The organism is Nocardia sp. NBC_00403 (assembly GCF_036046055.1).
Classification (GTDB): domain Bacteria; phylum Actinomycetota; class Actinomycetes; order Mycobacteriales; family Mycobacteriaceae; genus Nocardia.
Genome location: NZ_CP107939.1, coordinates 4564904 through 4590094, shown reverse-complemented (window position 1 = coordinate 4590094; position 25191 = coordinate 4564904). Strand labels below are relative to the sequence as shown.

Below are 25191 nucleotides of genomic sequence, written 5' to 3'. Positions count from 1 at the left end.
GTCTCCGCATTCCGGTGCTTGTACAAACACGCCGAACGCGATCGGCTCATCCACCCACTCGACAACCCCGCAGCCCGAGTCGACAAACCCCGACCACTATTTGAACAAGCGTCCACTCTTGCCGTTGCCGACCTGTCGCACCGCGAAAAGGTTCGACCACGCGCCGGCAATGCCGCGGCGCGTGGTCGACAGCGTCCCACTCGGCTAGCTGTACTGACCTGAGAGGTTAGTAACGCGGCTAGCGGGCGGGTGGCCTGCGAGTGCGGTGTGGCCGCGGTGGTGATTGTAGGTGTGGAGCCAGGTGGTGAAGGCTGCGCATCGTTCAACATCGCTGCGGTAGAGCCGCGCATAGGCCCACTCGTCGGCCAGGGTGCGGTGGAAGCGTTCGACCTTGCCGTTGGTTTGGGGCCGGTAGGGACGGGTGCGTTTGTGGACCACCGGCCCTAGGGCCTCGGCGAAGGTGCGGGATCGGTAGCAGGACCCGTTGTCGGTCAACACCTTTCGGGTGATGATGCCGTTGGCGGTGAACCAGGCGTTGGCGCGTGCCCAGAACGCGGCGGCGGTTTCCTTGCGCTCGTCACCGAGGAGTTCGGTATAGGCCAGCCGGGAATGATCATCGAGGGCAGTGTGCAGGTAGTGGTAGCCGTGCATCGGGTTGCCGTGAACATTGTTGACCCTGGTTAGCTTGTGCGCCTGGGAATTTCGGTTGCCAGCGGAACGGCCGAGCTTGCGCCAGCCACCGCCGTCGGGGATCTTGCCGAGTTTCTTGACGTCGATGTGGATCAGATCGCCCGGGGCATCGTGTTCATAGCGGCGTACCGGTTGGCTGGTGGCGCGGTCGAGCCAGCGCAGCCGTGCCAGCCGGTAGCGGGTCAGGACCCGGTGCACCGTCGAGGGATGCAAGCCCAGTAGGTAGGCGATGCGGGCCGGTCCCCATCGGCGCAGCACACGAACTTTGATGATGCGGCGTTCGGTGCGAGTCGGTGTCCGGCGCGGGCTGTGATGTGGTCGCGAGGACCGATCGACCATGCCCGCCGGGCCCTGCAGGCGATAGCGACCCGCCCACCTCGACGCGGTGGTGGCCGAGACCTGGAACCGTTCGGCCGCCCGGCGGAGCGGCCAACCTTCATCGACGACACAACGAGCAAGACGCAACCGGCCCAACTCCGTGAGCGGGGCATTACGGTGAGACACGAAGACCTCCGACAGGTGAATGCGTTCCTAGACAGCTCGCACTTCACTCGGAGGTCTTCGCCATGTCAGCTCGCCACGCCGTCACCAACGTCCATGGTCAGTACAGCTAGCCGACCACCGAATTCATGATCGTGCCCGCACTCGTCGCGACGGCACCGCCCGCCATGGCGCTGGCGATCATCTTCGGCGACTGCAGGTTGCCGCCGTTCCACTTCTCCCAGGCGAAGCGGCCGCCGCCGTAGGTGATCGCGGTGATGCCGGACAGTTGGATCATCCAGGTGAAGTAGCGACCCATTTGCAACAGCTTCTCCGACATCGGTGGCGCCTCCGGTGTCGGATTGCTGACCTCTGCGAGAACGGTGTCGTGCAGTGCAGCGAGAATCATGCTCACTTTTCAGGCTCCTATCGCATGCCGGGGTGATGCTGCAGAAGGAAGAGGAGGTACTCCGAAAACGAGATGCGCCGCCGAGAAATGCCTCGGATCACCGGCGCGGCGGCACTATCTGTGGCCGTCGACGCGGCAGTCGGATGCCATGTCGTGTCCCACTTTCCGCTCGTTTGCTGAAAGAAAACTCCGTGACCTGATCAATTCAACCTCATCAAGATCACCTGGCTGGGGCGACACACCGATTGTACTGTGACTCGCCGCACAGCGTGCCCACTTTACCGCCCTTGCGGCGACACCAGGATCCGGAGTCCGTCCAGCGCAATTGCCCATGCCAGGCGTTCGCCAGGCATATCCTGAGCGGGAAAATTCGCGGGAGGGAGTCGCTGCACGATGGCGGCTCCGTGGAGGGAAATCGCTATGCCGGACAGTCAGGATCAGACCATTACCGGATTGCCGACCAAGATCGACACGAGCGTCGCACACGAGGCGCGCGTCTACGATTACTGGCTCGGCGGCAAGGACAACTATCCGGCCGACCGAGCCCTCGGGGACGCGATCGCCTCCCATATCCCCGCCATCTGCAGCATGGCCCGTGCCAATCGGGCTTTTCTCGGCCGAGCCGTGCGCTATCTCGTCGGCGAGGCGGGCATCAACCAGTTCCTCGATATCGGCACCGGCATCCCGACCGCGGGCAATACGCACGAAGTCGCGCAGCGACTCGATCCCGCGGCACGCGTGGTCTATGTCGACAACGACCCCATCGTCCTCGCACACGCCAGGGCACTGATGTCGAGCACACAGGAGGGTAAGACCGCGTTCATCCACGCGGACCTGCACGACCCGACATCCATCCTCGCCGATCCCGCACGCACCGCGACCCTCGACTTCGACCGCCCGGTCGCGATCATGCTGGTCGCGATCATGATGTATTTCCGCGACACCGACGACCCGCACGGAGTGATCGGCGCCCTGCTCGACGCCGCCCCCTCCGGCAGCTACCTCGTCCTCACCCACCCCACCGCCGATTTCGATGCCCGCGCCATGGCCCGCGTAGTGCACTCCGCGCAACAAGCGGGCATCACCTTCCACCCGCGCAGCGGCGCGGAAACCGAGGGACTGTTCGCCGGAACAGAGCTCATCGAACCGGGCGTGGTTCCGGTCGTCACCTGGCGACCGGAACTGACCGGCCACCTACCCACGGGGCCGGCGCAGACACCTGTCGACCCTGAATCCGCCTGGTACTGGGCCGGTATCGGCCGCAAGCCCTGACATCACGTGCCGTACACACCTGCGGAACCGACCGGCGGCGGCGCGGCGGAACCGCCGAGCACGGGGAGCGCCTGTACCGCGGCCCCGAGATCGAGCACGGCCTGCGGGTCGCCGAGCGATCGCCCGGTCAGCTCCTCGACACGGCGGATCCGATATCGAACGGTATTGGCGTGCACATACAGTCGGCGGCCGGCTTCGGCGACCGAACCGCCTGCGGCATACCAGTGTTCGAGTGTTTCGAGCAGCCTGGTGCGCTCCTCACGTGGCAGTGCGAGCAGCGGGCCGAGCCGGACCCGGACCAATCCGCGCCGCTCGGCGCCATGGCCGCTCAGCAGTACCTGCTCGACGACGCCGAATTGCTCGACGGCGTAGCCCTTTCCGGAGCCACCGCGGTGGACGGCTTGTTTGCCGGTATCGCGGCCGCGGGCGGCGATCTGCTCGGCATGTTCAACGCCGAGTTCCAGCCGATCCGCACCGACGCCGACTGGATCAGCCGCGACGAGACCCAGGTCGACGCGTATATCGCCGATCCGTGGTGCGGTTTCGCCATCGACGATACCGATATGGCGAGCCTGGCCGTCAACGCGGTGCAACGCCTGGCCCACAAACATTCCCTCGGACCTGCCGGTCTACATCATGGTCGGTGATCGCGATGCACTCAATGCCGGCCTGAAGCTGAGCGACCTTGCGGTGCAACGCTATCGGGACGCAGGGCTGACCGACCTCACCTACCGCATTTATCCCGACGCCCGGCACGAGATCCTCAACGAGCTCAACCGCGACGAGGTCGAAGCAGATCTCGTCGAATGGATCGCACAGGTCACCGGCTGACACCCTCGATTCGGGTCGAGGGCCGACGAGTTCGGCAGGGGATGACCGCCTCCCCCGGCAGTTGCCGACCACGAGTAGTGACTGTGACACGAAGCACCACCTAATAGATTGTGCACAACCTAATTGCCCACTACCGTTATGGACATGACCGAGCACCTCACCCTCGACGAGCAGATCTGCTTTCCGCTGTACGCGGCGTCACGGGCGATGACCGCGGTCTACCGCCCACGGCTCGAACGCCTGGGCCTGACCTACCCGCAGTACCTGGTGATGCTGGCACTGTGGGAGCGCGACGACCGCAGCGTCGGCGATCTCTGCGATGCACTCGCCCTCGACTCCGGAACCCTGTCACCGCTGCTCAAGCGGCTGGAGGCGGCAGGGGTGGTGGCACGGCGGCGGTCTGCCGTCGACGAACGTCGCGTCGATGTCCAGCTGACCGCGCGTGGCCGCGCGTTGCGGGCCGAGGCCGTCGCGATCCCGGCCGGCATGGCCGAGGCCGCGGGCCTGTCCATGGACGAACTCGCGACACTGCGCGAAATCCTGCGGCGCATGACCGATTCGCTGCTTTCGCATCTCTGAGCTGTCCCATTCCGATCGAAGGAGAACAGGTATGAAGACCCTCTACACCGCTGAGGCACTCGCCACCGGCGACGGGCGCGACGGGCACGCCCGCAGCACCGACGGCAAGATCGATGTGAATCTGTCGATCCCCAAGGAAATGGGCGGCAACGGCGAGGGCACCAATCCCGAACAGCTGTTCGCGGCGGGCTATGCGGCCTGCTTCCACTCGGCACTGCGCCTTGTTGCCAAGCAGACCAACGCGAACGTCGACGACTCCGCGGTCGGCGCGAAGGTAAGCATCGGCCCGAACGAGGCGGGCGGCTTCGAGCTCGCGGTCACCCTCGAGATCTCGCTGCCACACCTGACCACCGACGCGGCGCAGGCGCTGGCCGACAAGGCCCACCAGGTGTGCCCGTACTCCAACGCGACCCGGGGCAATATCGCCGTTGCCGTCGTCGTCGCGGAGGACTGATCATGCGCGCCGTAGTCATCGAGCAGTTCGGCGAACCGAAAGATGTACTGACCGCCGCACAACGGCCGACGCCGGAACCCGGCGCCGGCGAAGTGCGGCTCGAGCTGATCCTCGCGCCGATTCATAATCACGATCTTGCTATCGTGCGTGGGGTGTACGGCTACAAGCCGACGCTGCCCGCGATACCGGGCACCGAAGCCGTTGGCCGGATCGACGCCCTCGGACCAGGCGTGACCGGTCTCGAAATCGGTCAGCGCGTCAGCGTTTCCGGCATTCACGCGGCATGGGCCGAGTTCTTCGTCGCCAGGGCCACACAGGTGGTCCCGCTGCCCGATACCGTCTCCGACGAAACCGCCGCACAGCTGCTGGCGATGCCGCTCAGCGCGTTGATGCTGCTGGAAGATCTGCAGGTATCGCCCGGCGATTGGATTGCTGTCAATGCCGCCAACGGCGCGGTCGGCCGTCTGATGAATGTGCTTGCGCGGCAACGGGGCATCCACGTGCTGAATCTGGTGCGCGGGCCCGCGTCGGTGCAGGCGTTGCAGGGGTTGGGTTTCGATCCGATAGTCGACACCGAAACCGATGATTGGGCCGAGCGTGCCGCCGAATCCACGTCGGGCGCACCGATTGTCCGCGCGGTGGACCAGGTCGGCGGCCGCGCGGCCGATGCACTGTTGTCGCTGCTCGCGCCGAACGGTGAGCTGATCTCCTTCGGTGCGCTGTCCGGACAGCCGCTGATCATCAATCCGGGCGCGATGATCTTCAAACAGGCTGTGGTCAAAGGCTTTTGGGGTTCCAAGCGGGCCGAGAACACCAGCGTGGACGATATGCGCCGACTGATCGGCGAATTGGTCGGGATGGCGGCAGGCGGCGCTTTGCGCCTGGACGTCGAGGCCGTGTATCCGTTGGAAGCCGCGGCCGATGCGGCGGCGGCCAGCGAAACCCCTGGACGGAGCGCGAAGATCGCACTGTCGCCCGCGCCGGTGTAGCCGCTACCCGACTCGCACCACGACCTTGCCGAAGTTGCGGCCCTCGAGCATGCCGATGAACGCTTCAGGAGCATGCTCGAGGCCGTCGACCAGGTCCTCGCGATAGCGGACCCGACCGTCGGCGATCCAGCCGGACATGTCGCGAAGAAAATCTTTGAACATCTCCTTCACGAACTCGCTCTGGATGAACCCGCGAACGGTGAGGCTCTTGGTCAGAATTCGGCCGTAGAAGCCTGGCAGTCGATCCGGCCCTTCCGGCACGCCGGACGCGTTGTAGTTGGCGATGAGACCGCAGACCGGTACGCGCGCATAGGTATTCAGCAGGGGAAAGACCGCATCGGCCACTGCACCCCCGACATTTTCGAAGTAGACATCGATGCCGTCCGGCACGGCCGCCTGTAGTTGCTCCACGAAGTCCGGCGCTCGGTGGTCGATGGCGGCATCGAAGCCGAGCTCGTCGCGCACGTACGCACACTTCTGCGGCCCACCGGCTATCCCCACCACCCGCGCGCCCTTGATCCGGGCGATCTGACCGACCGCCGACCCGACCGGCCCGCTCGCGGCGGCGACCACCACGGTCTCCCCCGGCCTCGGCTGACCGATCTTCAACAACCCCGAATACGCCGTGAATCCCGGCATCCCCAGCACACCGAGCGCCGTCGAGACCGGCACTGCGTCCGGATCCAGCTTGCGTACGCTGCCCGCCGGCGCGACATCATGGGACTCCCAGCCCGAATAGGCCAGCACCACATCACCTTTCGCGAGCGCGGGATCGCGCGACTCGATGACCTCGGCGACCGTGCCGCCAACCATCACCCCGCCCACCTCGACCGGCGGCGCATAGGACTTCGCCGCACTCATCCGCCCACGCATGTACGGATCAAGCGACAAGTACAGCGTCCGCAACAGCACCTCGCCCTCGCGCGGGGCGGGCAGTTCCGCCGTCTCGGTACGAAAGTTCGCCGGGGTCGGTGCACCCACCGGACGGGACGCAAGCACGATTCTCGTCGATTCGACCATGCCGTTCACCCTAGTGGGACGCAGCCTCGACAGGGTCTGTTCAACGCCCACATCAGACCGTATGGAGGCGAGACAGCCGCCTGATCGCAACCGCCCGAGCAGCGTCCACCCGCGGTTCGGGCAGGCCGAACGAAGGCCGACACAACACCATGCCGGGAGTCGCTCCGTCCAGGCACACCCGGTTTCAGGTCGGGCGGGTGGACAAGCAGCGAGTAGTACCGCATTACACGGTGCGACGCTCACACCCTTCGGACAATGACGCCCGCGTCGGTCAGCGCTGCGGTCTCGGCGGCGTCCGCCGACTCATCGGTGACCACGGCGTGCAGGGCGGAGGCCGGGGCGACGAAAGCGAGGGCGGTTCGGGAGAGTTTGGTGGATTCGGCAACGGCAATGACGCGCCGCGACGAAGCGATGGCGGCGCGCTTGACGGCCGCATCGTCGAGGTCGTAGGCGGTCAGGCCGTCGGCGGCGGTCAGGCCGCAGCAGCCGAGAACGGCGGTGTCGAAACGCAACGCCGCCAACGACGCGAGAGCCAGCGGGCCGGTCATCGCCAGTTCTCCCGGCCGCGGCTTGCCTCCGGGCACCAGCAGGGTCAACATCGGTGCCGCAGTCAGTGCATTCACCGCATGCAGAGACAGCGGCAGTACCGTCAGCCGCCGGTGGTCGAGCACCCGGGCCACCTCGAGACATGTGGTGCCGCTGTCGATCACGACGGATTCACCGTCGGCGATCAGCTCGGCGACTTCGGCGGCAATGCGCTGCTTTATCGCCAGGCCCTCGTGTGCGCGCAACGCGAAAGGCGGCTCGTCACCGCGCAGCAATAGACTTCGGGCCCCGCCGCGATATCGCTCCAGGACACCTTGTCCTGCCAAAGTCTCCAGGTCACGCCGGATGGTCATTTCGGACGCGCCGGTAAGTTCGGCCAACTCCACCACCCCGAGCCGGCCCGCTCGGCGCACGGCGTCGGCGATCCGTTGCAGTCGATCAGTGCTGGACACACTCACGATTGAACAGAATTCATGTTCGAAAGTCAATATTACGAACACAGATTATGTGCGATATGTTCGAATGCATGCACAGATCGCTACAGGCCGGGCGGATGGCCACCTTCGCGTACTTCGCGTTGAACGGGTTCATCATCGGCATGTGGGTCGTCCACATCCCCGCCATCGAGCACCGAGTCGGCATCACGCATGCCGTCCTCGGCTGGCTGCTACTGCTGCTCGGCGCGGGCGCCTTCGTCGGCATGCAGGTCGCGGGCCCACTCTCCGACCGCTTCGGCGCCCGCGTCGTTGTTCCGGTCAGCGCGGCACTGTGCAGTGCAACCCTGGTCCTGCCGGGGTCGGCCACGAATGTCTGGATCTTGGGAGCGGCGCTGCTGGCACTCGGGTTCGGCAACGGCTGTCTCGATGTCGCCATGAACGCCCACGCCGTCCAGGTCGAGCACGGCTATCAACGTCCGGTCATGTCCGCATTCCATGCCACCTACTCACTCGGTGGCGTCATCGCCGCGCTGATCGGCGCGCGCGCACTCAGCTGGGATCGGCACCCGGCGGCAACCCTCGCGACGGCGGCACTGGTCGGCGTCATCGTCGCCGCGCTAGCCGCTCCCGCGCTATTGCGACCCGAAATCCGGCACACCCCTGAGGCTTTCGCATCGGACATGCCGCGCAGCACGCCTCGGCGCATCTGGCTGCTCGCTGCACTCGCCCTCATGCTCATGCTTTGCGAAGGCGTGGCCAACGACTGGAGCGCGCTGCATGCCCGAGATGCCCTGGCGGCACCCACCGCCACCGCCGCCCTCGCCTACGGCGCGTTCGCGACCGCCATGACCGTCGGCAGGATGCTCGCCGACCGAGTCGCCGCGCGCTTCGGGCCGACGGCCGTCCTGCGGGCCGGCGCATCCGTGGCCGCGCTCGGCCTCGCCGCAGTGGCACTGTCGCCGTGGATTGCGCTGACCTTGGCCGGATGGACAGTGTTCGGCGCCGGACTGTCCGGCTGCATTCCCCAACTCTTCAGCGCGGCAGGCCATGCCGACCGAGATGCTGCCGGCTCCAATGTCGCCCGGGTAGCCGGCCTCGGCTACCTCGGTGTGCTGGCAGGGCCCGCCGTCATCGGTCCTCTGACGCACTTCGTGCCGCTCGGACTTGCTTTCTTCCTACCGGTGGCGTTCTGCCTGATTGCCGCCGCCTCGGCCGGAATCCTGCAGGCCGAGCCCACGGTGGGTGCGCCTCGAACTCATGCACCCATGGCCTCTTTGCAGCGCCACTCCAAGTAACTGACGAACATCCAGTAGTCCTTGAACACCGGGTTGTGGGTGCCGCCGTCGTGGAAGCGCCGGTACAGCTGTTGGATGATGCCCGCAAGCCGGAAGATGCCGTACACCTCGTAGAAGGTCCAATTGTCCACCGGCAGACCGGTTGTGCGCGAGTAGTAGTCGATGATCTCGGCTCGGGTCAGCATGCCGGGCACATGGGTCGGCTGGCGTCGGAGTTGCTGGATGAAGTCGTCGTCATCGGCTTGCACCCAGTAGGTCAGCGTGGCGCCCAGCTCCATCAGCGGGTCGCCGAGGGTGGCCATTTCCCAATCCAGGATGCCGAGCACATCCAGATCGTCATCGAAGACGATGTTGTCGAACCGATAGTCGTTGTGGATCAGGCAGGTTCCTACATCGTCGGGCTGATTGGCCGACAACCAAGCCATGACCTCTTCGAAGTCGGGCACGTTCTCGGTGCGCGCCTTGCGGTAACGATCCGACCAGCCCTCGATCTGCCTGCTCACATACCCGGAGCCCTTACCGAGGTCGGTCAGCCCGACCGCCTCGATGTCCACCTGGTGCAGCTCGATCAGTTTGTCGATCATGTCGATACACAAGCCGCGCAACCCAGCGGGGCCGAGTTCGAGTTCGGCGGGGATGTCGCGGCGCAGGATGAGGCCCTCGAGCTTTTCCATCACATAGAAGTCCGAGCCGATCACCGACTCGTCGGCACAGAACGCCACCATCGTCGGTACATACGGGAATACCGGCTTCAGACCGCTCTGCACGCGGAACTCGCGGTGCATATCGTGCGCCGATGCCGCGCGATGCCCACCCGGCGGCCTGCGCAGGATCAGCTCCCGGTCCGGGTAGGACAGTTGGTAGGTCAAATTCGATGCGCCACCGGGGAATTGGCGCACGATCGGAGTTCCGACCAACCCATTCACTTGCGTCGAGAGCCAGTCGTGCACGGCCGCGACATCGAAGGCGTCCTCGTCGCGGACCGCGCCCGCGGTGTCGATGAGCTCCTCTTTCATCGGTCGAGCGTCTTGTACTTCGCGAGCTCGATCCGCGAGACGACGCCGAGGTGCACCTCGTCCGGCCCATCCGCCAGCCGCAGCGACCGTGCGCCCGCGAGTGCTCCGGCCAGTGGGAAGTCGTTGGTCAGGCCGCCGGCACCGTGCAATTGGATCGCCATGTCGATCACCTCGTAGGCCATGCTCGGCACCGACGCCTTGATCTGCGAAAGCTCCGAAAGCGCACCGAAAGCGCCCTCGGTGTCCAGCAGCCAGGCGGTGTGCAGGACCTGCAGTCGCGCCTGATTGATCGCGATCCGCGCGTGGGCTATCCGTTCCCGATTTCCGCCGAGGTTGACCAGGGGCTTGCCGAACGCAGTGCGCTCCATAGCGCGCCGGATGCCGATCTCCAGTGCGCGTTCGGCGAGCCCGATGGTACGCATGCAGTGGTGGATGCGCCCGGGGCCGAGGCGGCCCTGCGCGATCTCGAAACCCTTTCCGAGACCGGCGATCACGTTCTCACGCGGCACGCGCACATTATCGAAACTGACCTCGCCGTGCCCGTAGGGCTCGTCGTGGTAGCCGAACACCTCGAGCATCCGCTCGATTTTCATGCCCGGTGTGCCGACCGGCACGATCACCATGGAGTGCCTGGCATGCCGGTGCGCCTCGGGGTCGGTCAGGCCCATGAAGATCACGAACTTGCAGTTCGGATGGCCGATGCCGGTGGAGAACCATTTATGGCCGTTGATGATGATGTCGCCGCCGTCCGGGACCACGGTGGCAGCCATGTTGGTGGCGTCGGAGGAGGCTACCTCCGGCTCGGTCATACAGAACGCGGACCGGATCTCCCCCGCCAGCAGCGGATCCAGCCACTCACGCTGCTGAGCCTCGCTACCGTAGTGCACCAGCACCTCGGCGTTGCCGGTGTCGGGCGCATTGCAGTTGAACACTTCCGGGGCGATGAGATGGCGTCCCATCAACTCGGCCAGCGGCGCGTACTCCACATTGCTGAGCCCCGCGCCCTGTCCGGTCGCCTCGGAGTACGCCTTGGGCAGGAAAAAGTTCCAGAGACCCTGTTCACGCGCCTTGGTCTTCAGCTCCTCGATAACAGGAAGGACCACCCACGGGTTGTCCAACTCCCGCAACGTCCGCAGATACTGCTCTTCGACCGGCTCGATCTCCTGGGCGATGAAGTCGGCAACCTTGCCGTGATACTCGGCCGCGCGCGGCGATGCTGCGAAGTCCATGATCCGACACTATGCACTTACTGACCGCTGTTCAATAGCCCGCACGCGGCCCGGCCGGCCGCGGGCGGTGCGGGGAGGTGAACCCCTGACGAGCCCACGCTGTCCCGGCATAAGGTTTCCACTATGACGAGCAATCCGTTCTTCGAGCGCAGCACGCTTCCCTACCAGTTGCCCCCGTTCGCCGAGATCGGCGAGGAGCACTACCTGCCTGCGTTCGAGTGCGGCATGGTGGAGCAGCTGGCCGAGATCGCCGCCATCACGTCCCTCGATGCGGAACCCACGTTCGCCGATACCGTGGTCGCGCTGGAGCGTTCGGGGGAATTGCTCACCAGGGTGGCCAACGTCTTCTTCAATATCGCAAGCTCGGACTCCAGTGCGGGCACCGACGCGATCGAGGCCGAAATCTCTCCGAAGCTGGCCGCGCACCGCGACGCCATCTATTTCGACCCCGCGCTCTTCGCCCGGATCGAATCGCTGTATCGACGGCGCGACGAGCTCGACCTTGACTCCGAGGAACTGCGGCTGCTCGAGCAGTACCACATCCGGTTCGTCCGGGCGGGCGCCCGACTGGATGCCGCGGGACAGGTCCGTTTGCGTGAGCTCAACGCCGAACTTGCTGCGGCGGCAACCGAATTCGGGCAGAACAACTTGGCCGCCACCAATGCAGCGACGCTGGTCGTCGAGACCGCGGAAGAATTGACTGGGCTCGGGCCCGTGGCGGTGGCCGCCGCGGCCGAGAACGCTCGTTCACTCGGACGCGAGGGGGCGTGGGCGTTGAGCCTGCAGAACTTCTCCAACCAATCCGTGCTCGCCGAACTGGCCGACCGAAACGTGCGGCAGCGGGTGATGGCGGCCTCGCTGGGTCGCGGTGTAGGCGAGGACGGCCGCAACGGCCGCGTCGCCGTCCGGATCGCCGCCCTGCGGGCCGAGCGCGCGGCATTACTCGGCTACTCCGACCACGCGGCGTACGCGGTCGAGGACCAGACCGCGAAGACCCCCGAGGCGGTCGAGGAGATGTTGGGCCGGTTGGTTCCGCCCGCAGTGGTCAACGCGGAGCGGGAGGCGGGCGAGTTGGTGACCGCGATGCTGGCCTGGGGTGCCGAACCCGAGCTGCGCTCGTGGGACTGGCAGTTCTGGTCGGAAAAGGTTCGGGCCGAACGGTTCTCGGTGGACGCCGAGGCGCTGCGCCCCTACTTCGAGCTCGATCGGGTGTTGCGCGACGGTGTGTTCTTCGCCGCCGAGCAGGTCTATGGGATCACCCTGCGCGAACGCACGGATTTGATCGGCTACCGCCCGGAGGTCCGGGTCTTCGAGGTATTCGACGCGGACGGCAGCGCACTCGGCCTGTTCCTCGGCGACTTCTTCGCCCGGCCGTCCAAGCGCGGCGGAGCCTGGATGAACGCACTCGTCAGCCAATCTCGGCTCCTGGGAACACAGCCGGTGGTGGTCAACAACCTCAACATCGTGAAACCACCCGCGGGCGAGCCCGCGCTGCTCACCTGGGACAACGTCAGGACCCTCTTCCACGAGTTCGGCCACGCACTGCACGGACTGTTCTCCGACGTGCACTATCCGTTCTTCTCCGGCACCGAAGTACCGCGCGACTTCGTGGAGTTCCCGTCACAAGTGAACGAAATGTGGATGGCTCGCCCGGAAATACTGGCCAACTACACCAAGCACATCGACACCGGCGAACCGATGCCCACCGAACTCGTCGAACGCATGGCGGCGGCAGAACGATTCGGCGAAGGTTTCCGCACCGTCGAGTATCTCGGCGCGGCACTGCTGGACTGGACATGGCACCGCGCGCCCGGACCCGATGCGCTGGCGGGCGTGGAGGCCGAAACCTTCGAGGAGGAGGCGCTCCGCAAAGCGGGCCTCGCAATGGAGACGATCCCACCGCGATACCGGACAGGCTACTTCGCACATATCTTCTCGGGCGGTTACGCGGCGGGCTACTACTCCTACATCTGGAGCGAAGTGCTCGACGCGGACACCGTCGAGTGGTTCAACGACGGTGCCGCCTCGACCCGCGACAAAGGCGAGGCGTTCCGTCGCGAACTGCTCTCCCGCGGTGGGTCGGTCGACCCGCTCGAGGCATTCGTGTCCTTCCGGGGCCGCGCACCGGAGATCGAGCCACTCCTGGTTCGACGGGGACTGGCCGATTGAGAGGGCCTCGTGCCGCCGCACCCGCTAGGCGCTCGATGCGACATGCCGGCGGTCTACTCAGCGGTCATCCGCCACCAGGCGCGATAACGACCTCGGCGTCGGCTACCCACGAACCACGAAACTGAGCTCGGCTAACGGTTCCCCTCGTGCGCCGATATGGGAATGTCCCACCTCGGTACCCTGCAGAGGACACCGGTCATGCCACAGGCGGTTGCCGAAGATCGAACCGCATCACAACGTCGCTGACCAAAGGCGGCCGCTACGGCTATCCCACCAGCGACGAATACGACTACGAAGGCGGCAAAGCCCAGGACTTCCAAGGTGGCCGAATCACCTGGCACCCCTGACCTTCTCACCTGTTCGGTCGGTCGCGCCCTTGGTCACGATCCGGACCTCGTGGGTACGGGACCGATTCGGGCTGCTGGCAAGCGGATTCGCCGAGATGGTTTCCGCCACCGAGCCTGCGACGCCGGCGAACCAGATCATGCCCGTGATGGAGGGGCGTTCAGGCCACCGCGCACGCCTTCGGTGCGACCGGACCGGACACCCGCGCCCGCGGGCTGGTCGAGGCCATGCTCCCCGCTGGGCACGGGTGGATAGGCGGCCTCGTCGCCGATCGGGGCAGGTAGACCGGGCACAAATATCTCCCGTTCCTTCGATACAGATCCGGACAACCCCTGGCTACGAATGCGATAGAAACCAATCGCTAGCCAGAATGAGGAGATTCATGGGCTTACATCATCACCGGACTCCGGTCCGTCCGTTCGCTGCCCGCGCGGCTTCGTTCTTTGTCGTCGGCGCACTTCCCCTGTCCCTCGCCGTGATCGGCGGCGCTCCCGCCAGCGCCGATCAGCAATCGCCCGCCGATGCGGCGATCGTGCAGACGCCGTACGGACAGGCGATAATCGGTGATCCCCTCGCGTTCGCCGAGGGATCGTTCGCTGCCCCCGGCACGAACGCACTCGTCGCGACACCCGTTGCCGATACCATCGATCCGGCGGTGCCACCTGCGCCGGATGGCATCGCTCCCGCTCAGCCGGTGGCACCGGCCGAGGCATTGAACAACCGCATCCGCATCGGCGACGTCGAGATCGACCGACCCGAGTGGCTGAATTCCGAGCAAGGTCAGCAGATCAACGATGGGGCCAAGGGCACGCAAGCCGCCTTGGCGCAGGGCCTCACTTCGGCGGGAATCGAGCCTGCGCGTTCTGATCGAATCGCGGGCCACGTTGTCGGCAGCACCGCGGTCGGCACTGCGGTCGGAGCCAGCGCCGGCTCCATGATCGCCAGTCCGATCGCCTTCAGCGGCGCGATCATCGGTGCAGTCGCGGGGGCCGTCGCCGGGCTGCCGTTCGCACCGGCAGGCCTCTTGGTCGTACCAGTAATAGGTGCCGCGATCGGCTACGCAATGGTAGCGGCGCCCTTCATCGCAATCGGTGCGGCCGTCGGCGCAGTGGCCGGCGCGGGCGTCGGCGCAGTCATCGGCGCCGTAGACCCGCAACCAGCCCCCGGCCCACAGCAGGCAGACCTGGCCTGACGCATTGCCGCCACTCGACTCTACGAGTGGCGGACCAGATCGTGACCGGCACGAACACCGCAGTCCTGCAATGGTGTTCGTGCCGGTTGCGGTCAGATCAGGTTCCGGGTAAGCACCAAGCCGGTCAGCACCAGCTCGCCATGGGCGGGCACACGGTCCAGCCGCTGCCGTCAGGCCGCGCCATCGGCGTCCAACTCTGGGACCCCGCATTCGAACCGGTGATGTTCTCGGTCGGCTGTTGCCGATTCTGCCGTTGGTGGTACTCGCGGAGATTCTGCTGATGCTCGTTCTGCCGCAGCGGGTTGGCGTCGACGTGGCTGTAACCGTAGGGGTCGATCTTGTGCCTGCCGACCGAGTTACCGCCGCCATCGGCATTGCGACCGCTGCTCGAGTGGTCCGCGCGCGCCCCGGGGTCCGCTGCCGCACCACCGGACGCAACCACCGTTCCCGCAGCGAAAGCTCCGACGATCAAGGCGACCGTCTTCTCCCTCGACCCACCTCGCTTCATGGCCTCTTTGCCTTTCTGCTCCGATGTGCGCTGGTCGCCGGTCCAACAGCAACCTATCTACTGAGATAGATAGTAGATGACAATCCCGAGAAGTTGCAGCACCGCAGAAGTATATGGAAACAACGGCGAATAATCACGTAGTCAGATAGTAGATTCACTGACGTCGAGCAGACCGAACAAGAGCTTGCATCCATTCGTTTCCGAGCTCGGGTGCCACCTCCCGGCGTTCACGCTTTCTCGTCACCGGCGGTCGCAATGGCGCGTAGTCCGCGTAGCACTTGTTCCGCGTCGGGCGCACGCGACGGATCGACGAGATGCTGGACCATCACCCCGGTGATCAAGGCGAGTTCCACCGAACCAGCTTCGCGAGCGTCAGCACCGGCATGTGACACAAAGCCGCCGAGCATCTCGCGGGCCGACTCCTGGCCATCGGACAACTGAGCACGCAGGTCGTCGGAACGGATGGCCTGCACAGCCAGCTCCAGGTTCGCGGTCCACATTGCGCGATTGTCGGCGAAGGATTCGATCAGCGCGTCCCAGATGAGACGAATCCGTTGAGCGGGTAGGGCATCGGCCGGTACGAGCTGCCGAATCTCCTCCATCGCATCGCCGGACATCGCCAGCATCGCAATGTTGAGCAGGGCTTCCTTCGAACCGAAGTGGTAGCCGATCGAAGCAAGGTTGGCACCGGAGGCCGCCACGATATCGCGGGCCGTTGTGCGAGCGTAGCCACGCTCGATGAGGCAGCGCTTGGCGCCGTCCAGCAGATCCTCGCGGTGTCCCATCCCGCAATCCTAGCCGCCCCTATGACGAGTGTTTCATACAAACGTCACAAACATCTGTTCTATACAAATGTATAGAACAGATGTACTGTCGAGGCCGTACCGATCCGACCGACCGAAGGGGTCCCATGACCGACAACCGTTATGTCCGAGGCAATTTCGCGCCCGTGACCGAAGAGATCACGGTCCACGATCTGCCGGTGACCGGTCGAATACCACCGGAACTGAACGGCCGGTACCTCCGTATCGGCCCGAATCCGCTCGGCCTCGAAGATGCTTCGGCCCACATTTGGACGCTGGGCGAAGGCATGGTCCACGGGGTGCGGCTGCGTGATGGCCGCGCCGAGTGGTATCGAAACCGTTGGGTGCGTTCGACTTCGGTAGCCGACCGGCTCGGCGAGCCGCGCCGCGGCGTACCCGTGGACGATCAGCTGGATTTCGCACCCAACGTCCAGGTCGCCGGCCACGGCGGTCGCACCTATGCCCTCCTCGAGGGCGGCATCCGCCCGTATGAACTCACCTACGAGCTCGACACCGTCGGCCCCTCCGACCTGGGCGCCACTCCGGAAGGCTTCGCCGCCAACGCCCACAGCAAATACGAGCCGAGCACCGGGCTACTGCACGCACTGACGTTCCGTTACGGCGCGGACTTCGTGCAGCACATCGAGATCGGCCGAACCGGCGAGGTCCAGCAGGTGACCAACATTTCGACCCCGTCCATGCCGTATATGCACGACTTCGCGCTCACCGAAAACTACGTGCTGATCTACGAGTCACCCTTGGTCTTCACGATGGACAGAATCGCCACCGGCGTGCCCTTCGCCTGGAACCCGGCACTCGGGTCCCGGATCGGCGTGCTGCGCCGCTCCGGCGGTGCTGTTCGCTGGCTCGAACTGGCACCTGGCAGTGTCGGTCACACCCTCAACGCCTTCGAAGACGACGGGTCGATCGTCGTCGACGTGATCGTGCATCCGAACGAGTACGAGCTGACCGATATCGGTGGTAGCCGTCCGGTGCTGGAACGCTGGACCGTCGACCTGTCGATCGGGAAAGTGCGCCAAGACCTTCTGCACGACCGCCCACAAGACTTCCCGCGCATGAACGGCCGCTTCGCCGGACGCCCGTATCGGTACGGGTATTCCGCGGTCACCGAGCTCTACGCCACTCCGAGCACGATCGATGCCGACCGTCCGGACGCGGGATTCAGCAACGCGCTGCTCAAACATGATCTACGCGACGGCACCACCGAAGCACACGAATTCGGTCGCGACAGCGCCGTCGGCGAGACCGTCTTCGTTCCCGCCGCCGACTCGAGTGCAGAAGACGACGGCTACACCATGGCCTACGTCCACGACCCCGAACGCGGTGCTTCCGACCTCGTCATCCTTGCCGCGCAAGACTTCACCGGTGATCCGGTCGCCCGCATCCACCTGCCCACCCGAGTCCCGCTGGGACTCCACGGCAACTGGATTCCCGACTTGTGACATGCCACCCGACGACGCCGAACGCACCGCCGATCAACCATTCATCCGGGTGATGGGCTCGGGCCCACCGCCGTCACACGCCATCTGGTGAGCCGATCGCGGCCCTCCCGGCGCTGAGCCGCCGGGGGGATGGGAATATGGGCGGTGCTATGAATCATTCGCCCGCATCCCCGATTACGCGGGCGACGCGTGCCGCGATGTTCGCGGCGATCAGCGTGCTGCTGTCGGCGGCCGGGCACGCCGAGGTGTCGGGGCATGGCGTGTCGGCTTCCGCGCTGATTCTCGCGTTCGCTGCTACCGGTTCGGTGGCGTGGGCGGCGGCCGATCGGCAGCGCGGGATTGTCGCCATCGGCGGTGGGCTGCTGGTGATGCAGGTGGCACTACATCTGTGGTTCGGGGTTCCCGGGGTATCGGGCGGTCACGGCGCATCGCACGCGGTCACATCCGAACTTGGCGGTGCACAGACTGATTCGCTGATCATGATGGCCGCGCACGGCGTCGCCGCGCTGGTCTGTGCGGTGTGGTTGTGGTTGGGCGAGAGAGCATTGTTCGCGCTGTTGGCCGCGCTGTACGCGCGGATGCTCGCGCCGCTGCTGCTGATGCTCGTCCATACGGCCGTGGCGGAGGCGGGGTCCGGCGTTCCGATCGCCGTCGACCGGGGTGCGCCGCCGCGCAGTGCCCTGTTGCGTTATGTGATGGCCCGGCGCGGGCCGCCCGTCGGGATGGTCTTGGTCTGAGAGTTCGTCCCGAGCAGCCGGAATGTTTCCGGCGCAGTGACGTGGGGTCCAGCGGCCGACAATCCGGTCGGCACACTATCGGTCCCGCGGACACGAGTGGCGGACGCAGCCGCCGTATCCTCCTCGCCCGACCCGGGCGGTGGCTATGGCGCGCCTTCCCGGTCAGCGGCCGTCCTTCGCCCGTGCACCCGTTGGTGCGCCGAGGCATAGTGTGCGGCCGGTCTTTTCGACGCCGCATCGTGTGGCGTCGCCGAACCGAGATTCTGTGAAATGCATTCGATGCCCTCACCGCTGCGACGTAGCGGTAGTTCCTTGTTCCTCGCCGCCGGTCGGAGATACCGAAATGGGAGCCGGTCATGTCCGACGAACAACTGACGGCGCTGGCGCTGGCGGCCGGCAACGGTGACCGTCGCGCCTTGGAGGAATTCATCCGCTCGACCCAACGTGACGTGTGGCGATTCGTCGCACACCTCACCGATATCCAGTCCGCAGACGACCTCACTCAGGAAACCTTCCTGCGCGCCATCGGCAGTCTGCCCAGGTTCGCGGGCCGGTCCACCGCGAGAACCTGGCTGTTGTCCATCGCAAGGCGGGTGGTCGTCGACCGATTCCGCAGCGCGGCGGCCCGGCCGAAGAACGCGCAACTCGACGACTGGCAATTGGCCCTCGATCAGCGCCGCGATCACGAAATACCCGATTTTCCGGAGGAAATGGTGATCGCCGATCTGCTGCGCGGCCTGCCCGAGCAGCGGCGCGAGGCTTTCGTCCTCACCCAGGTGCTCGGCCTGTCCTACGCAGAGGCGGCACAGACGGTGGGGTGCCCGGTGGGCACGATCCGCTCCAGAGTCGCGCGGGCTCGAGAAACCCTGATCACCCTGTGGCTGGCGGTGGACGAGCCCGCTGCGTGCCCCGAAGGCGACATCGCGGAACCGATCGGCGCGCAGGTCCGACTACTGCCGCGGGCGCAATCGCGGCGCGCGCCGGGCGCGGAGATACTGACGGAGGTGGTGTGATGGGCGGGTTGGACCTGCGATTGAAGGGTGTGTCCTGCCGCCACGGCCGTGTCGAAGTCGTCAGCGATATCGATCTCGATGTCCCTGCCGGGCAGCGGGTTGCCTTGACGGGCACCAACGGTTCGGGCAAGACGACGTTGTTGCGCGCGGTGCTCGGACTGCACGCGGTGGTTCGGGGCGAGGTCATGGTCGGTGGGCGCGGTGGGCACAGCGCCGCCGAGCAGACGTGGCGGCGGCGGGCCTGCGCGTGGATCCCACAACGGCCTGCCACCGGCCGTTTCCCTTTGCTGGCAGGTGAATTGCTGGCCAGCTCGGGCAGCCGCGGTGCGGCCGAAGCCATGGCGGACCGCCTCGGGGTCGGTGCCCTCATAGACCGTCCCCTCGACACGCTCTCGGGCGGACAATTGCAACGCATGCACCTGTCTCGCGCGGTCGGTTGTGTGGCGACGGGCGCAGGTGTCGTGCTCGCCGACGAACCAACGGCCGCACTGGATTTCGCCGGGCAAGAGGAAGCCGCGGACGTCCTTGCCGAACTTCCGGTGACACTCGTGGTCGTCACCCACGACAGGGCATTGGCGCGGCGGTGCGACCGAGTGCTCGAAATGGCCGCGGGCCGATTGCGGGAGCTGTCGTGAACGGACCCGCTCAGCTGGCCGACCTCCTCGGGATGGCGTCGGTGCAGCGCGCTGGGGTTGCGTTGCTGGTCGGGTCGGTCGGATTACCGGTGATCGGAGTGGTGATCGTCGGGCTCGACATCATTCCGGTGCGGTTCGCGATGATGCATGTCGCGCTGCTCGGCGCCGCGATCGGCATGCTGACCGGCCTGGATCCGGCGCTGTGCGGGCTTGTCGCCTGTGCGGTGGCAGGGGCGGGGATCAGCCCGTTGGCCCGCACGCCGGAAAGCCTGTCCGGGGCAATGGGTTTGCTGATGAGTCTGGCAATCGCGGCGGCGCTGCTGGTGCTCTCCATTGCCGGGGTGAATGCGTCGGCGGCGTTCTCGCTGCTGTGGGGTTCCATTCTCGCAGTGCGGGTGCAGGACGTGCTGGTGCTCGCGGCGCTGGCCGTGGTTGTGCCAGCGCTGTTCTGGTGGCGGCGTCGCGATCTGGCACTGCTGCTGCACGATCGGGAGCTCGCGCTGGTCTCCGGTGTGCCGGTGCGGCGGCTCACCCTCGTGTTACTGGTGCTGGTTGCGGTCGCGGTGGCCGGCGGAATTCGGCTCACCGGAGCGCTGCTGGTCGATGCGCTCACCCTGCTCCCGGCACTGGCCGCGCGCCGCCTGGGGCATTCGCTCACCGCGATCATCTGCTGGGCCATCGGCATCGGCATCACTGTCAACCTGATCGGTTTCCTGGTGGCGCTGGCTCTCGACCTGCCGCCCGGACCGGTTCTGGTCCTCGCCGCGGGGGCAGCCGCTCTTGCGACTCATCTCATTCCCGAACGGAGAAACACCTCATGGCACGCTTCCGTGCACTGACCAATGGCCGCGTATCGGCCGCCGCCCTCGCGCTCAGCGTAGGTGTGCTGTTGAGCGGCTGTTCCGGTACCGACGACAAACACGACGCCGAACACCATCCGACCGTGGTGGCGACCACCGCGTGGGAGGCCGGATTCGCCAAGGCCGCAGGTATCGACGACGTGCAGGTCATCGTGCCCACCTCCGTACACCACGCACCCGACTACGACCCCAAACCGTCCGACCTGACCGCCGTGGCCGAGGCCGACTTCGTGCTGTACGCGCCGTTCGAGCCGTTCGCGGCGAAGATCAGGGAGGCTGCGGGCTCGCGTGCGAAGCTGATCGAGGTGAATCTCGACAACTCCGCGGACAAGGTAACCGCTCAGGTGCAGACGCTCGGCAAGGAGTTCGGCACCGCATCGGCGGCCGAGTCCTGGACCTCGGCCTTCATCGCCGAATACGACAGGCTCGGCAAGGAGGTTCGGGCGACGTGGCCGGGTGGCAAGCAGCCGACCGTTGTCGCGCAGGTCTTTTCGACCTGGGCGGCTCAGTTGGCCGGGGCACAAGTGGTGGGCACCTACGGGCCGGAGGCAGTGACTCCCGGTCAACTCGCCGGGCTCGCCGCGAAGAAGCCAGACTTCGTGCTCGACAACGCGCACATGTCCAGTGGGACCGCGCTGCCGGATTCCGGAGCAAAGCAGATCTCGATCGTCAACTTCCCCGGCCAGGACTACGACCTGCTGGGCGTGTACCGCAATGCGGAAGTCGCGCTGAAGAAGGCGATGTCCGGCTCCTGAACTACCGTTGACAAAACCGAATGCGGGGCAGGCACCGAAGTGCCTGCCCCGCTGCAGGTTTCGAATGCCGCGCGTCAGCCCATCGGTGCGGCGACTCGTGAACGCAGTGCGGTCCGGTCCGGCTTTCCCGCCGGAGTCAACGGCAGGGTGTCGAGCAACAGCAGCGCTTCCGGATGTTTTCCGCGCTCCATACCCTGCGCACGCAGGTGGGCGCAGAGGGCGTCGAGGTCGGGCGCGCACCCCGGCCGTGGCACCACGCAGGCGGCCAACCGCTCCCCCAATACCTGGTGCGGCACACCGACACACACCACGTCGCGCACGTCGGGGTGGGTAGCGAGCAGCTGTTCCACTTCGGCCGGACTGATGTTGGCGCCGCCTCGGATGACGACCTCCTTGAGTCGGCCGACAACATGCAGCCGGCCTTCGGGGTCGAGGACGCCGAGATCGCCGGTGCGGACCCAGCCGTCGGCAGTGCGGTAGCGCGCGTCCAGTTCGGGGCTGCCGACGTAGCACAGCGGCGTCATCGGGCCGCGGGCCACGATCTCGCCGGTCTCGCCGAGTGGAGCGATCTCGCCGGTGTCGACGCGCGCGATCCGAATCTCGGCGACGCGGGGGTCGGGCCGACCGACCAGAACCCCGGGACCCGTAGTAGCCGTGTCGGTTTCGCCGAGGTCGGTGTGGCAGTTCACGCCGTCGGCCGAACCGTAGAGGTTGACCACCGAGCATCCGAAGCCGCGCTTGGCTTCCTCGGCGGTGGCCCTGTCCAGCTGTGAACCGCCGAGCACCAATGCCGTCATCGAGGACGTGTCCGCCGTGGCCGCGCCCTGGTCGAGCATCATGCGGACCATCGTCGGGACACCCAGGACATGGGTCGGATGGTGTCGAGTGATCGCGTCGAGTGCACCTTGCGGCGTGAAATGGTCCAGCAGAATCAGTGTGCCGCCGTGGCGTGCCAGCGTAACCGCGGTGCCGTTGCTGCCGAACGCCGTTGCCAACGGGACAAGAAACAGGCTGCGGGGCGGCTCGCCGTCGGCCAGCAGCGAACTCATGAAGTTCCCGCGCCCGCCGGCTAGCGCGTTGTGCGAGTAGGCAACCATTTTCGGTTCGGCTTCCGAGCCGGAGGAGACCAGGATGCGCGCGGCGGTGTCGGGATCCGGGCGCGCAGGGACGAACGTCTCACCGTCTGCTTTCATCAGTTCGGCGAAGGAGAGACATCGGTCCGGGATCTCCGTTTTTCCTACCGCGGCGACGAACCGCAGCATGGGCAGCCGATCGAGCAGTTCGGACAGCTCGGCGGCGTGGGTGTGATCGCGGAATTCCGTCGCCGCGATGACCGCGACGGCGTCGGCGCGGCGCAGCAGCGATTCGGCCTCGCGAAGCCCACGGCCGGCGGGGAAAGGCAGCGCAACCGCACCGAGCGCGGCGAGGGCCAGGTCGGCGATGACGGCTTCGCGACAGTTCGGGAGTTGAACTCCGACAACGTCTCCAGGTTGGACACCTTCGGCGGCGAGCCCGGCCGCGAGCCGTCGGACCAGTGTGTCGAGCCGGGTATAGCAGACCTTCCCTGCGGCGTCGAGGAGCGCGGTGCGGTGCGGGTCCAGGCAGCGGTGCGCCCGAAATAGTGAGTACAGGTCGAGGTCAGGGCACGCGCCGTCGGCGGCCCAGGAACGGCGTAACCGGGTCGGGACCAGATCGTGTAGTAGCACAGTCATCGGAAACTCCAGGGTGACGAAACAGCCACGGCCCCATGCATGTCCGTGGTGAGAGCGGCAGCGAATCGAGGATCACCCGGCAGCGCGGCGAGATCGGTGGTGACGGCGGTGGCGTGGAGGTCGTTGTCGCGCAACCAGGCAACGGCCTCACCGGTGCGCAGCCCGGACAGGCGGTCGGCGTGGACGGCGGCCGCGACGGCATGCTCGTCGGACGGTGCGAGCCAGCCGTCCGCGGTCGCCAGTGGGCGACGGAACCCGGCGGGGCGGCGCGGCGGCAGCCCGGACTCGGCGCGGGCCACCGCGGGCGCTGTGAGCAAGTCGGCGGCGGCCAGCAGCGACGATTCGACGCGGACACCGCGACCGGTCCGTTCCCTGGTCAGTAGGCCCGCCAGAATCGCTTCGGTGCCCAGCATGCCGCCGAGCACATCCAGCAGCGTCATCAGCGACGGCATCGGCGGCTCATCAGCCGGTCGTGCCGCTGCACCGACTCCAGTGCGGGCCTGAACCATGAAATCGGTGCCCATCGGCGCGTGCGCCAGTCGCCCGGCCCAACCGCTGGTGTAGGCGTAGACCAAGCCGGGGTTGGCGGCCGACAAGTCGTCGGCGCCGAGCTCGAGTTGTTCGGCCTTGCCCGGCGCCCAGTTGTGCAGGAACACGTCGGCCCCGGTGGCCAACTCGCGCAGGCGATTTCGATCGGCCGGCGATTTGATGTCGATCTCCACGGCATCCTTGCCACGGTTCAACGCCAGCCACCGGGCCGAGACATCCGAGCACGTAGGCGGCATCCCACGCAGTGGATCGCCGCCCGGCGGCTCGATCCGCACCACGTCGGCGCCCAGCAGTCCGAGCAGATGCGCTGCCAGCGGCGCCTGCACGCGCCGCCCCGCTTCGAGCACGGTGAGGCCCGCGAGCGGGCGGGCGACGGTGGCGGCAGAATCGCGCACCGCCCTGCGACTTTCAGCAGGCTCCGACAGCGCGAACTGCCACGGAAGAGCATTCCCGCCGTCGGCTCGCATCTCTTCGCCGCGCTCGGTCAGCGTGCGCAGACGGCACACGTCGGCGCCCGATTCGTCGGCCGCCGCGCGCACCTGCGCCCAGGTCCGTGTCGAGGTAGTGCGATGGAGTTCCTCGGGAATCGGGGCACAGGCGGTCGCATAGCGAAATTGGAAGGGCCGCCATCCTTTTCGCAAAGCATCCGGCGGCGCGTCCATCGCGCGCCAGAAATCGGCCCACACTGCGACATCCAGTGCCTCGACCTCGAAATACACGCCGTCGGCGGTGGTGAACGGTGGGCCGCCCGGTGCGAGCGGAGTTGCCTCGTCGTCGTCGGCGCACGCGGCCGCCAAGTATTGCGAGATGGTCAGCAGGGCTGTTCGGTCGGCGGCGACGCCCACCGTAGTCGCCGCGGTGCCGCGGGACTGGCCGACCAGTGCGGCGAGCAGCCCCTGAACAGCGAGGATTCCGGTGGCGGTGGTGGCATAGTCGACAGCGAGGCCGCGCGGTGACCCGTCCCGGCGGCCGTGCACGTGCATCAATCCGGCGGCGGCCTGCGCGGTCGCCTCGTCCCACACCTGACTGTGTGCGCCACCCCAGCTCACCTCGGCCGCAGCGGTGGCACCGTCGGGGCCGGTGAGGGTCAGTGCGGCACTCTCCCCCTCAACCGGTTCGGCGCCGAGCAACCGCAGATGTTCGGAGGCCGTCGCGACCGAATCGGGCAGACTCCCGGTCGATAATCGCATACCCCGCAGCGGA

28 protein-coding genes are annotated in these 25191 nt (G+C 66.5%); 16 read left to right on the top strand and 12 right to left on the bottom strand.

Annotated features, from left to right (window positions below; genetic code table 11):
- Positions 1-204: 204 nt before the first annotated feature.
- On the bottom strand, positions 205-1194 hold the full coding sequence (locus OHQ90_RS20350; RefSeq protein ID WP_328399578.1) for an IS481 family transposase: 990 nt from the start codon (positions 1192-1194) through the stop codon (positions 205-207).
- A 106-nt stretch (positions 1195-1300) separates the two neighbouring features.
- On the bottom strand, positions 1301-1579 hold the full coding sequence (locus OHQ90_RS20345; protein WP_328412965.1) for a hypothetical protein: 279 nt from the start codon (positions 1577-1579) through the stop codon (positions 1301-1303).
- Positions 1580-1999: 420 nt separating this feature from the next.
- Between OHQ90_RS20345 and OHQ90_RS20340 the strand changes: the two genes are divergently transcribed.
- Entirely contained in the window at positions 2000-2851 is an 852-nt protein-coding gene (locus OHQ90_RS20340) for an SAM-dependent methyltransferase (protein WP_328399763.1), read from the top strand.
- 2 nt (positions 2852-2853) lie between these two features.
- Here the strand turns inward: OHQ90_RS20340 and OHQ90_RS20335 are convergent, their stop codons facing one another.
- Positions 2854-3153 (bottom strand): PucR family transcriptional regulator, encoded by a 300-nt coding sequence (locus OHQ90_RS20335; RefSeq protein WP_328399761.1) that lies wholly within the window; start codon positions 3151-3153, stop codon positions 2854-2856.
- 18 nt (positions 3154-3171) lie between these two features.
- Here OHQ90_RS20335 and OHQ90_RS20330 point away from each other — a divergent pair, with 18 nt between their 5' ends.
- The 5 genes from OHQ90_RS20330 to OHQ90_RS20310 all read left to right on the top strand — a co-directional run bounded on the left by OHQ90_RS20330 (position 3172) and on the right by OHQ90_RS20310 (position 5704).
- Positions 3172-3498, top strand: a complete 327-nt coding sequence (locus OHQ90_RS20330) for a hypothetical protein (RefSeq protein WP_328399759.1) — start codon at positions 3172-3174, stop codon at positions 3496-3498.
- On the top strand, positions 3488-3682 hold the full coding sequence (locus tag OHQ90_RS20325) for a hypothetical protein (RefSeq protein WP_328399757.1): 195 nt from the start codon (positions 3488-3490) through the stop codon (positions 3680-3682). The genes OHQ90_RS20330 and OHQ90_RS20325 overlap by 11 nt, the downstream gene beginning before the upstream one ends.
- Positions 3683-3826: 144 nt before the next feature.
- Positions 3827-4261 (top strand): MarR family winged helix-turn-helix transcriptional regulator, encoded by a 435-nt coding sequence (locus OHQ90_RS20320; RefSeq protein ID WP_328399755.1) that lies wholly within the window; start codon positions 3827-3829, stop codon positions 4259-4261.
- A gap of 31 nt (positions 4262-4292) precedes the next feature.
- Positions 4293-4715 carry an organic hydroperoxide resistance protein gene (locus OHQ90_RS20315; protein ID WP_328399753.1) on the top strand — a complete coding sequence of 141 codons (423 nt, stop codon included), beginning with the start codon at positions 4293-4295 and terminating at the stop codon, positions 4713-4715.
- Positions 4716-4717: 2 nt separating this feature from the next.
- Positions 4718-5704, top strand: a complete 987-nt coding sequence (locus OHQ90_RS20310; protein WP_328399751.1) for a zinc-binding dehydrogenase — start codon at positions 4718-4720, stop codon at positions 5702-5704.
- 3 nt (positions 5705-5707) lie between these two features.
- Here OHQ90_RS20310 and OHQ90_RS20305 read toward each other — a convergent pair whose 3' ends face one another.
- Both OHQ90_RS20305 and OHQ90_RS20300 read right to left on the bottom strand, forming a co-directional pair.
- Positions 5708-6724 (bottom strand): NADP-dependent oxidoreductase, encoded by a 1017-nt coding sequence (locus OHQ90_RS20305; protein WP_328399749.1) that lies wholly within the window; start codon positions 6722-6724, stop codon positions 5708-5710.
- 239 nt (positions 6725-6963) lie between these two features.
- Entirely contained in the window at positions 6964-7722 is a 759-nt protein-coding gene (locus OHQ90_RS20300) for a DeoR/GlpR family DNA-binding transcription regulator (RefSeq protein WP_328399747.1), read from the bottom strand.
- A gap of 74 nt (positions 7723-7796) precedes the next feature.
- Here OHQ90_RS20300 and OHQ90_RS20295 point away from each other — a divergent pair, with 74 nt between their 5' ends.
- Entirely contained in the window at positions 7797-9002 is a 1206-nt protein-coding gene (locus OHQ90_RS20295) for an MFS transporter (protein ID WP_328399745.1), read from the top strand.
- Here OHQ90_RS20295 and OHQ90_RS20290 read toward each other — a convergent pair.
- Positions 8963-10018, bottom strand: coding sequence for a phosphotransferase family protein (locus OHQ90_RS20290; protein ID WP_328399743.1), 1056 nt, complete (start codon positions 10016-10018; stop codon positions 8963-8965). The genes OHQ90_RS20295 and OHQ90_RS20290 overlap by 40 nt on opposite strands.
- Positions 10015-11247 carry an acyl-CoA dehydrogenase family protein gene (locus tag OHQ90_RS20285; RefSeq protein ID WP_328399741.1) on the bottom strand — a complete coding sequence of 411 codons (1233 nt, stop codon included), beginning with the start codon at positions 11245-11247 and terminating at the stop codon, positions 10015-10017. Before OHQ90_RS20285 ends, OHQ90_RS20290 begins: the two co-directional genes overlap by 4 nt.
- A gap of 123 nt (positions 11248-11370) precedes the next feature.
- On the opposite strand from OHQ90_RS20285, the gene OHQ90_RS20280 reads away from it, so the two are divergent.
- Together OHQ90_RS20280 and OHQ90_RS39460 are read left to right on the top strand one after the other, a co-directional pair.
- A complete protein-coding gene (locus tag OHQ90_RS20280) occupies positions 11371-13416 on the top strand; it encodes a M3 family metallopeptidase (protein WP_328399739.1) in 2046 nt (681 codons plus the stop codon).
- A 146-nt stretch (positions 13417-13562) separates the two neighbouring features.
- On the top strand, positions 13563-13763 hold the full coding sequence (locus tag OHQ90_RS39460; RefSeq protein WP_442941145.1) for an LGFP repeat-containing protein: 201 nt from the start codon (positions 13563-13565) through the stop codon (positions 13761-13763).
- Here OHQ90_RS39460 and OHQ90_RS20270 read toward each other — a convergent pair.
- Entirely contained in the window at positions 13747-13902 is a 156-nt protein-coding gene (locus OHQ90_RS20270; protein ID WP_328399736.1) for a hypothetical protein, read from the bottom strand. The genes OHQ90_RS39460 and OHQ90_RS20270 overlap by 17 nt on opposite strands.
- Before the next feature lie 241 nt (positions 13903-14143).
- On the opposite strand from OHQ90_RS20270, the gene OHQ90_RS20265 reads away from it, so the two are divergent.
- Positions 14144-14953 (top strand): hypothetical protein, encoded by an 810-nt coding sequence (locus OHQ90_RS20265; RefSeq protein ID WP_328399734.1) that lies wholly within the window; start codon positions 14144-14146, stop codon positions 14951-14953.
- Positions 14954-15077: 124 nt separating this feature from the next.
- Here OHQ90_RS20265 and OHQ90_RS20260 read toward each other — a convergent pair whose 3' ends face one another.
- Positions 15078-15461 (bottom strand): hypothetical protein, encoded by a 384-nt coding sequence (locus OHQ90_RS20260; RefSeq protein ID WP_328399732.1) that lies wholly within the window; start codon positions 15459-15461, stop codon positions 15078-15080.
- A gap of 227 nt (positions 15462-15688) precedes the next feature.
- A complete protein-coding gene (locus OHQ90_RS20255) occupies positions 15689-16246 on the bottom strand; it encodes a TetR/AcrR family transcriptional regulator (protein WP_328399730.1) in 558 nt (185 codons plus the stop codon).
- Between the two features lie 125 nt (positions 16247-16371).
- Between OHQ90_RS20255 and OHQ90_RS20250 the strand changes: the two genes are divergently transcribed.
- From OHQ90_RS20250 to OHQ90_RS20225, 6 genes are all read left to right on the top strand, one after another.
- Complete coding sequence (locus OHQ90_RS20250) at positions 16372-17727, top strand: carotenoid oxygenase family protein (protein ID WP_328399728.1); 1356 nt, start codon at positions 16372-16374, stop codon at positions 17725-17727.
- Between the two features lie 149 nt (positions 17728-17876).
- On the top strand, positions 17877-18464 hold the full coding sequence (locus OHQ90_RS20245; protein ID WP_328399726.1) for a hypothetical protein: 588 nt from the start codon (positions 17877-17879) through the stop codon (positions 18462-18464).
- A 356-nt stretch (positions 18465-18820) separates the two neighbouring features.
- The gene (locus tag OHQ90_RS20240) at positions 18821-19477 is read left to right on the top strand and encodes a sigma-70 family RNA polymerase sigma factor (RefSeq protein ID WP_442941144.1); all 657 of its coding nucleotides are present in this window, start codon (positions 18821-18823) and stop codon (positions 19475-19477) included.
- Positions 19477-20112, top strand: a complete 636-nt coding sequence (locus OHQ90_RS20235) for an ABC transporter ATP-binding protein (protein ID WP_328399724.1) — start codon at positions 19477-19479, stop codon at positions 20110-20112. The genes OHQ90_RS20240 and OHQ90_RS20235 overlap by 1 nt, the downstream gene beginning before the upstream one ends.
- Positions 20109-20951: a metal ABC transporter permease gene (locus tag OHQ90_RS20230; protein WP_328399722.1), complete on the top strand. Its 843-nt coding sequence runs from the start codon at positions 20109-20111 to the stop codon at positions 20949-20951. Before OHQ90_RS20235 ends, OHQ90_RS20230 begins: the two co-directional genes overlap by 4 nt.
- Positions 20930-21727: a metal ABC transporter solute-binding protein, Zn/Mn family gene (locus OHQ90_RS20225; RefSeq protein ID WP_328399720.1), complete on the top strand. Its 798-nt coding sequence runs from the start codon at positions 20930-20932 to the stop codon at positions 21725-21727. The genes OHQ90_RS20230 and OHQ90_RS20225 overlap by 22 nt, the downstream gene beginning before the upstream one ends.
- 74 nt (positions 21728-21801) lie before the next feature.
- Here OHQ90_RS20225 and OHQ90_RS20220 read toward each other — a convergent pair whose 3' ends face one another.
- Both OHQ90_RS20220 and OHQ90_RS20215 read right to left on the bottom strand, forming a co-directional pair.
- Positions 21802-23439 (bottom strand): class I adenylate-forming enzyme family protein, encoded by a 1638-nt coding sequence (locus OHQ90_RS20220; protein ID WP_328399718.1) that lies wholly within the window; start codon positions 23437-23439, stop codon positions 21802-21804.
- Positions 23436-25178, bottom strand: coding sequence for a CoA transferase (locus OHQ90_RS20215; RefSeq protein ID WP_328399716.1), 1743 nt, complete (start codon positions 25176-25178; stop codon positions 23436-23438). Before OHQ90_RS20215 ends, OHQ90_RS20220 begins: the two co-directional genes overlap by 4 nt.
- Positions 25179-25191: the final 13 nt, after the last annotated feature.

What these genes read in the sequence shown, in the direction of transcription:
- OHQ90_RS20310 (WP_328399751.1), top strand. Translation starts at nt 4,718, where the DNA reads ATGCGCGCCGTAGTCATCGAGCAGTTCGGCGAACCGAAAGATGTACTG.
- OHQ90_RS20280 (WP_328399739.1), top strand. Translation starts at nt 11,371, where the DNA reads ATGACGAGCAATCCGTTCTTCGAGCGCAGCACGCTTCCCTACCAGTTG.
- OHQ90_RS20290 (WP_328399743.1), bottom strand. Translation starts at nt 10,018, where the DNA reads ATGAAAGAGGAGCTCATCGACACCGCGGGCGCGGTCCGCGACGAGGAC.
- OHQ90_RS20250 (WP_328399728.1), top strand. Translation starts at nt 16,372, where the DNA reads ATGACCGACAACCGTTATGTCCGAGGCAATTTCGCGCCCGTGACCGAA.
- OHQ90_RS20345 (WP_328412965.1), bottom strand. Translation starts at nt 1,579, where the DNA reads ATGATTCTCGCTGCACTGCACGACACCGTTCTCGCAGAGGTCAGCAAT.
- OHQ90_RS20265 (WP_328399734.1), top strand. Translation starts at nt 14,144, where the DNA reads ATGGGCTTACATCATCACCGGACTCCGGTCCGTCCGTTCGCTGCCCGC.
- OHQ90_RS20270 (WP_328399736.1), bottom strand. Translation starts at nt 13,902, where the DNA reads ATGATCTGGTTCGCCGGCGTCGCAGGCTCGGTGGCGGAAACCATCTCG.
- OHQ90_RS20235 (WP_328399724.1), top strand. Translation starts at nt 19,477, where the DNA reads ATGGGCGGGTTGGACCTGCGATTGAAGGGTGTGTCCTGCCGCCACGGC.
- OHQ90_RS20325 (WP_328399757.1), top strand. Translation starts at nt 3,488, where the DNA reads ATGGTCGGTGATCGCGATGCACTCAATGCCGGCCTGAAGCTGAGCGAC.
- OHQ90_RS20225 (WP_328399720.1), top strand. Translation starts at nt 20,930, where the DNA reads ATGGCACGCTTCCGTGCACTGACCAATGGCCGCGTATCGGCCGCCGCC.
- OHQ90_RS20295 (WP_328399745.1), top strand. Translation starts at nt 7,797, where the DNA reads ATGCACAGATCGCTACAGGCCGGGCGGATGGCCACCTTCGCGTACTTC.
- OHQ90_RS20315 (WP_328399753.1), top strand. Translation starts at nt 4,293, where the DNA reads ATGAAGACCCTCTACACCGCTGAGGCACTCGCCACCGGCGACGGGCGC.
- OHQ90_RS20255 (WP_328399730.1), bottom strand. Translation starts at nt 16,246, where the DNA reads ATGGGACACCGCGAGGATCTGCTGGACGGCGCCAAGCGCTGCCTCATC.
- OHQ90_RS20340 (WP_328399763.1), top strand. Translation starts at nt 2,000, where the DNA reads ATGCCGGACAGTCAGGATCAGACCATTACCGGATTGCCGACCAAGATC.
- OHQ90_RS20320 (WP_328399755.1), top strand. Translation starts at nt 3,827, where the DNA reads ATGACCGAGCACCTCACCCTCGACGAGCAGATCTGCTTTCCGCTGTAC.
- OHQ90_RS20215 (WP_328399716.1), bottom strand. Translation starts at nt 25,178, where the DNA reads ATGCGATTATCGACCGGGAGTCTGCCCGATTCGGTCGCGACGGCCTCC.
- OHQ90_RS20285 (WP_328399741.1), bottom strand. Translation starts at nt 11,247, where the DNA reads ATGGACTTCGCAGCATCGCCGCGCGCGGCCGAGTATCACGGCAAGGTT.
- OHQ90_RS20305 (WP_328399749.1), bottom strand. Translation starts at nt 6,724, where the DNA reads ATGGTCGAATCGACGAGAATCGTGCTTGCGTCCCGTCCGGTGGGTGCA.
- OHQ90_RS20240 (WP_442941144.1), top strand. Translation starts at nt 18,821, where the DNA reads ATGTCCGACGAACAACTGACGGCGCTGGCGCTGGCGGCCGGCAACGGT.
- OHQ90_RS20260 (WP_328399732.1), bottom strand. Translation starts at nt 15,461, where the DNA reads ATGAAGCGAGGTGGGTCGAGGGAGAAGACGGTCGCCTTGATCGTCGGA.
- OHQ90_RS20330 (WP_328399759.1), top strand. Translation starts at nt 3,172, where the DNA reads ATGGCCGCTCAGCAGTACCTGCTCGACGACGCCGAATTGCTCGACGGC.
- OHQ90_RS20220 (WP_328399718.1), bottom strand. Translation starts at nt 23,439, where the DNA reads ATGACTGTGCTACTACACGATCTGGTCCCGACCCGGTTACGCCGTTCC.
- OHQ90_RS20245 (WP_328399726.1), top strand. Translation starts at nt 17,877, where the DNA reads ATGAATCATTCGCCCGCATCCCCGATTACGCGGGCGACGCGTGCCGCG.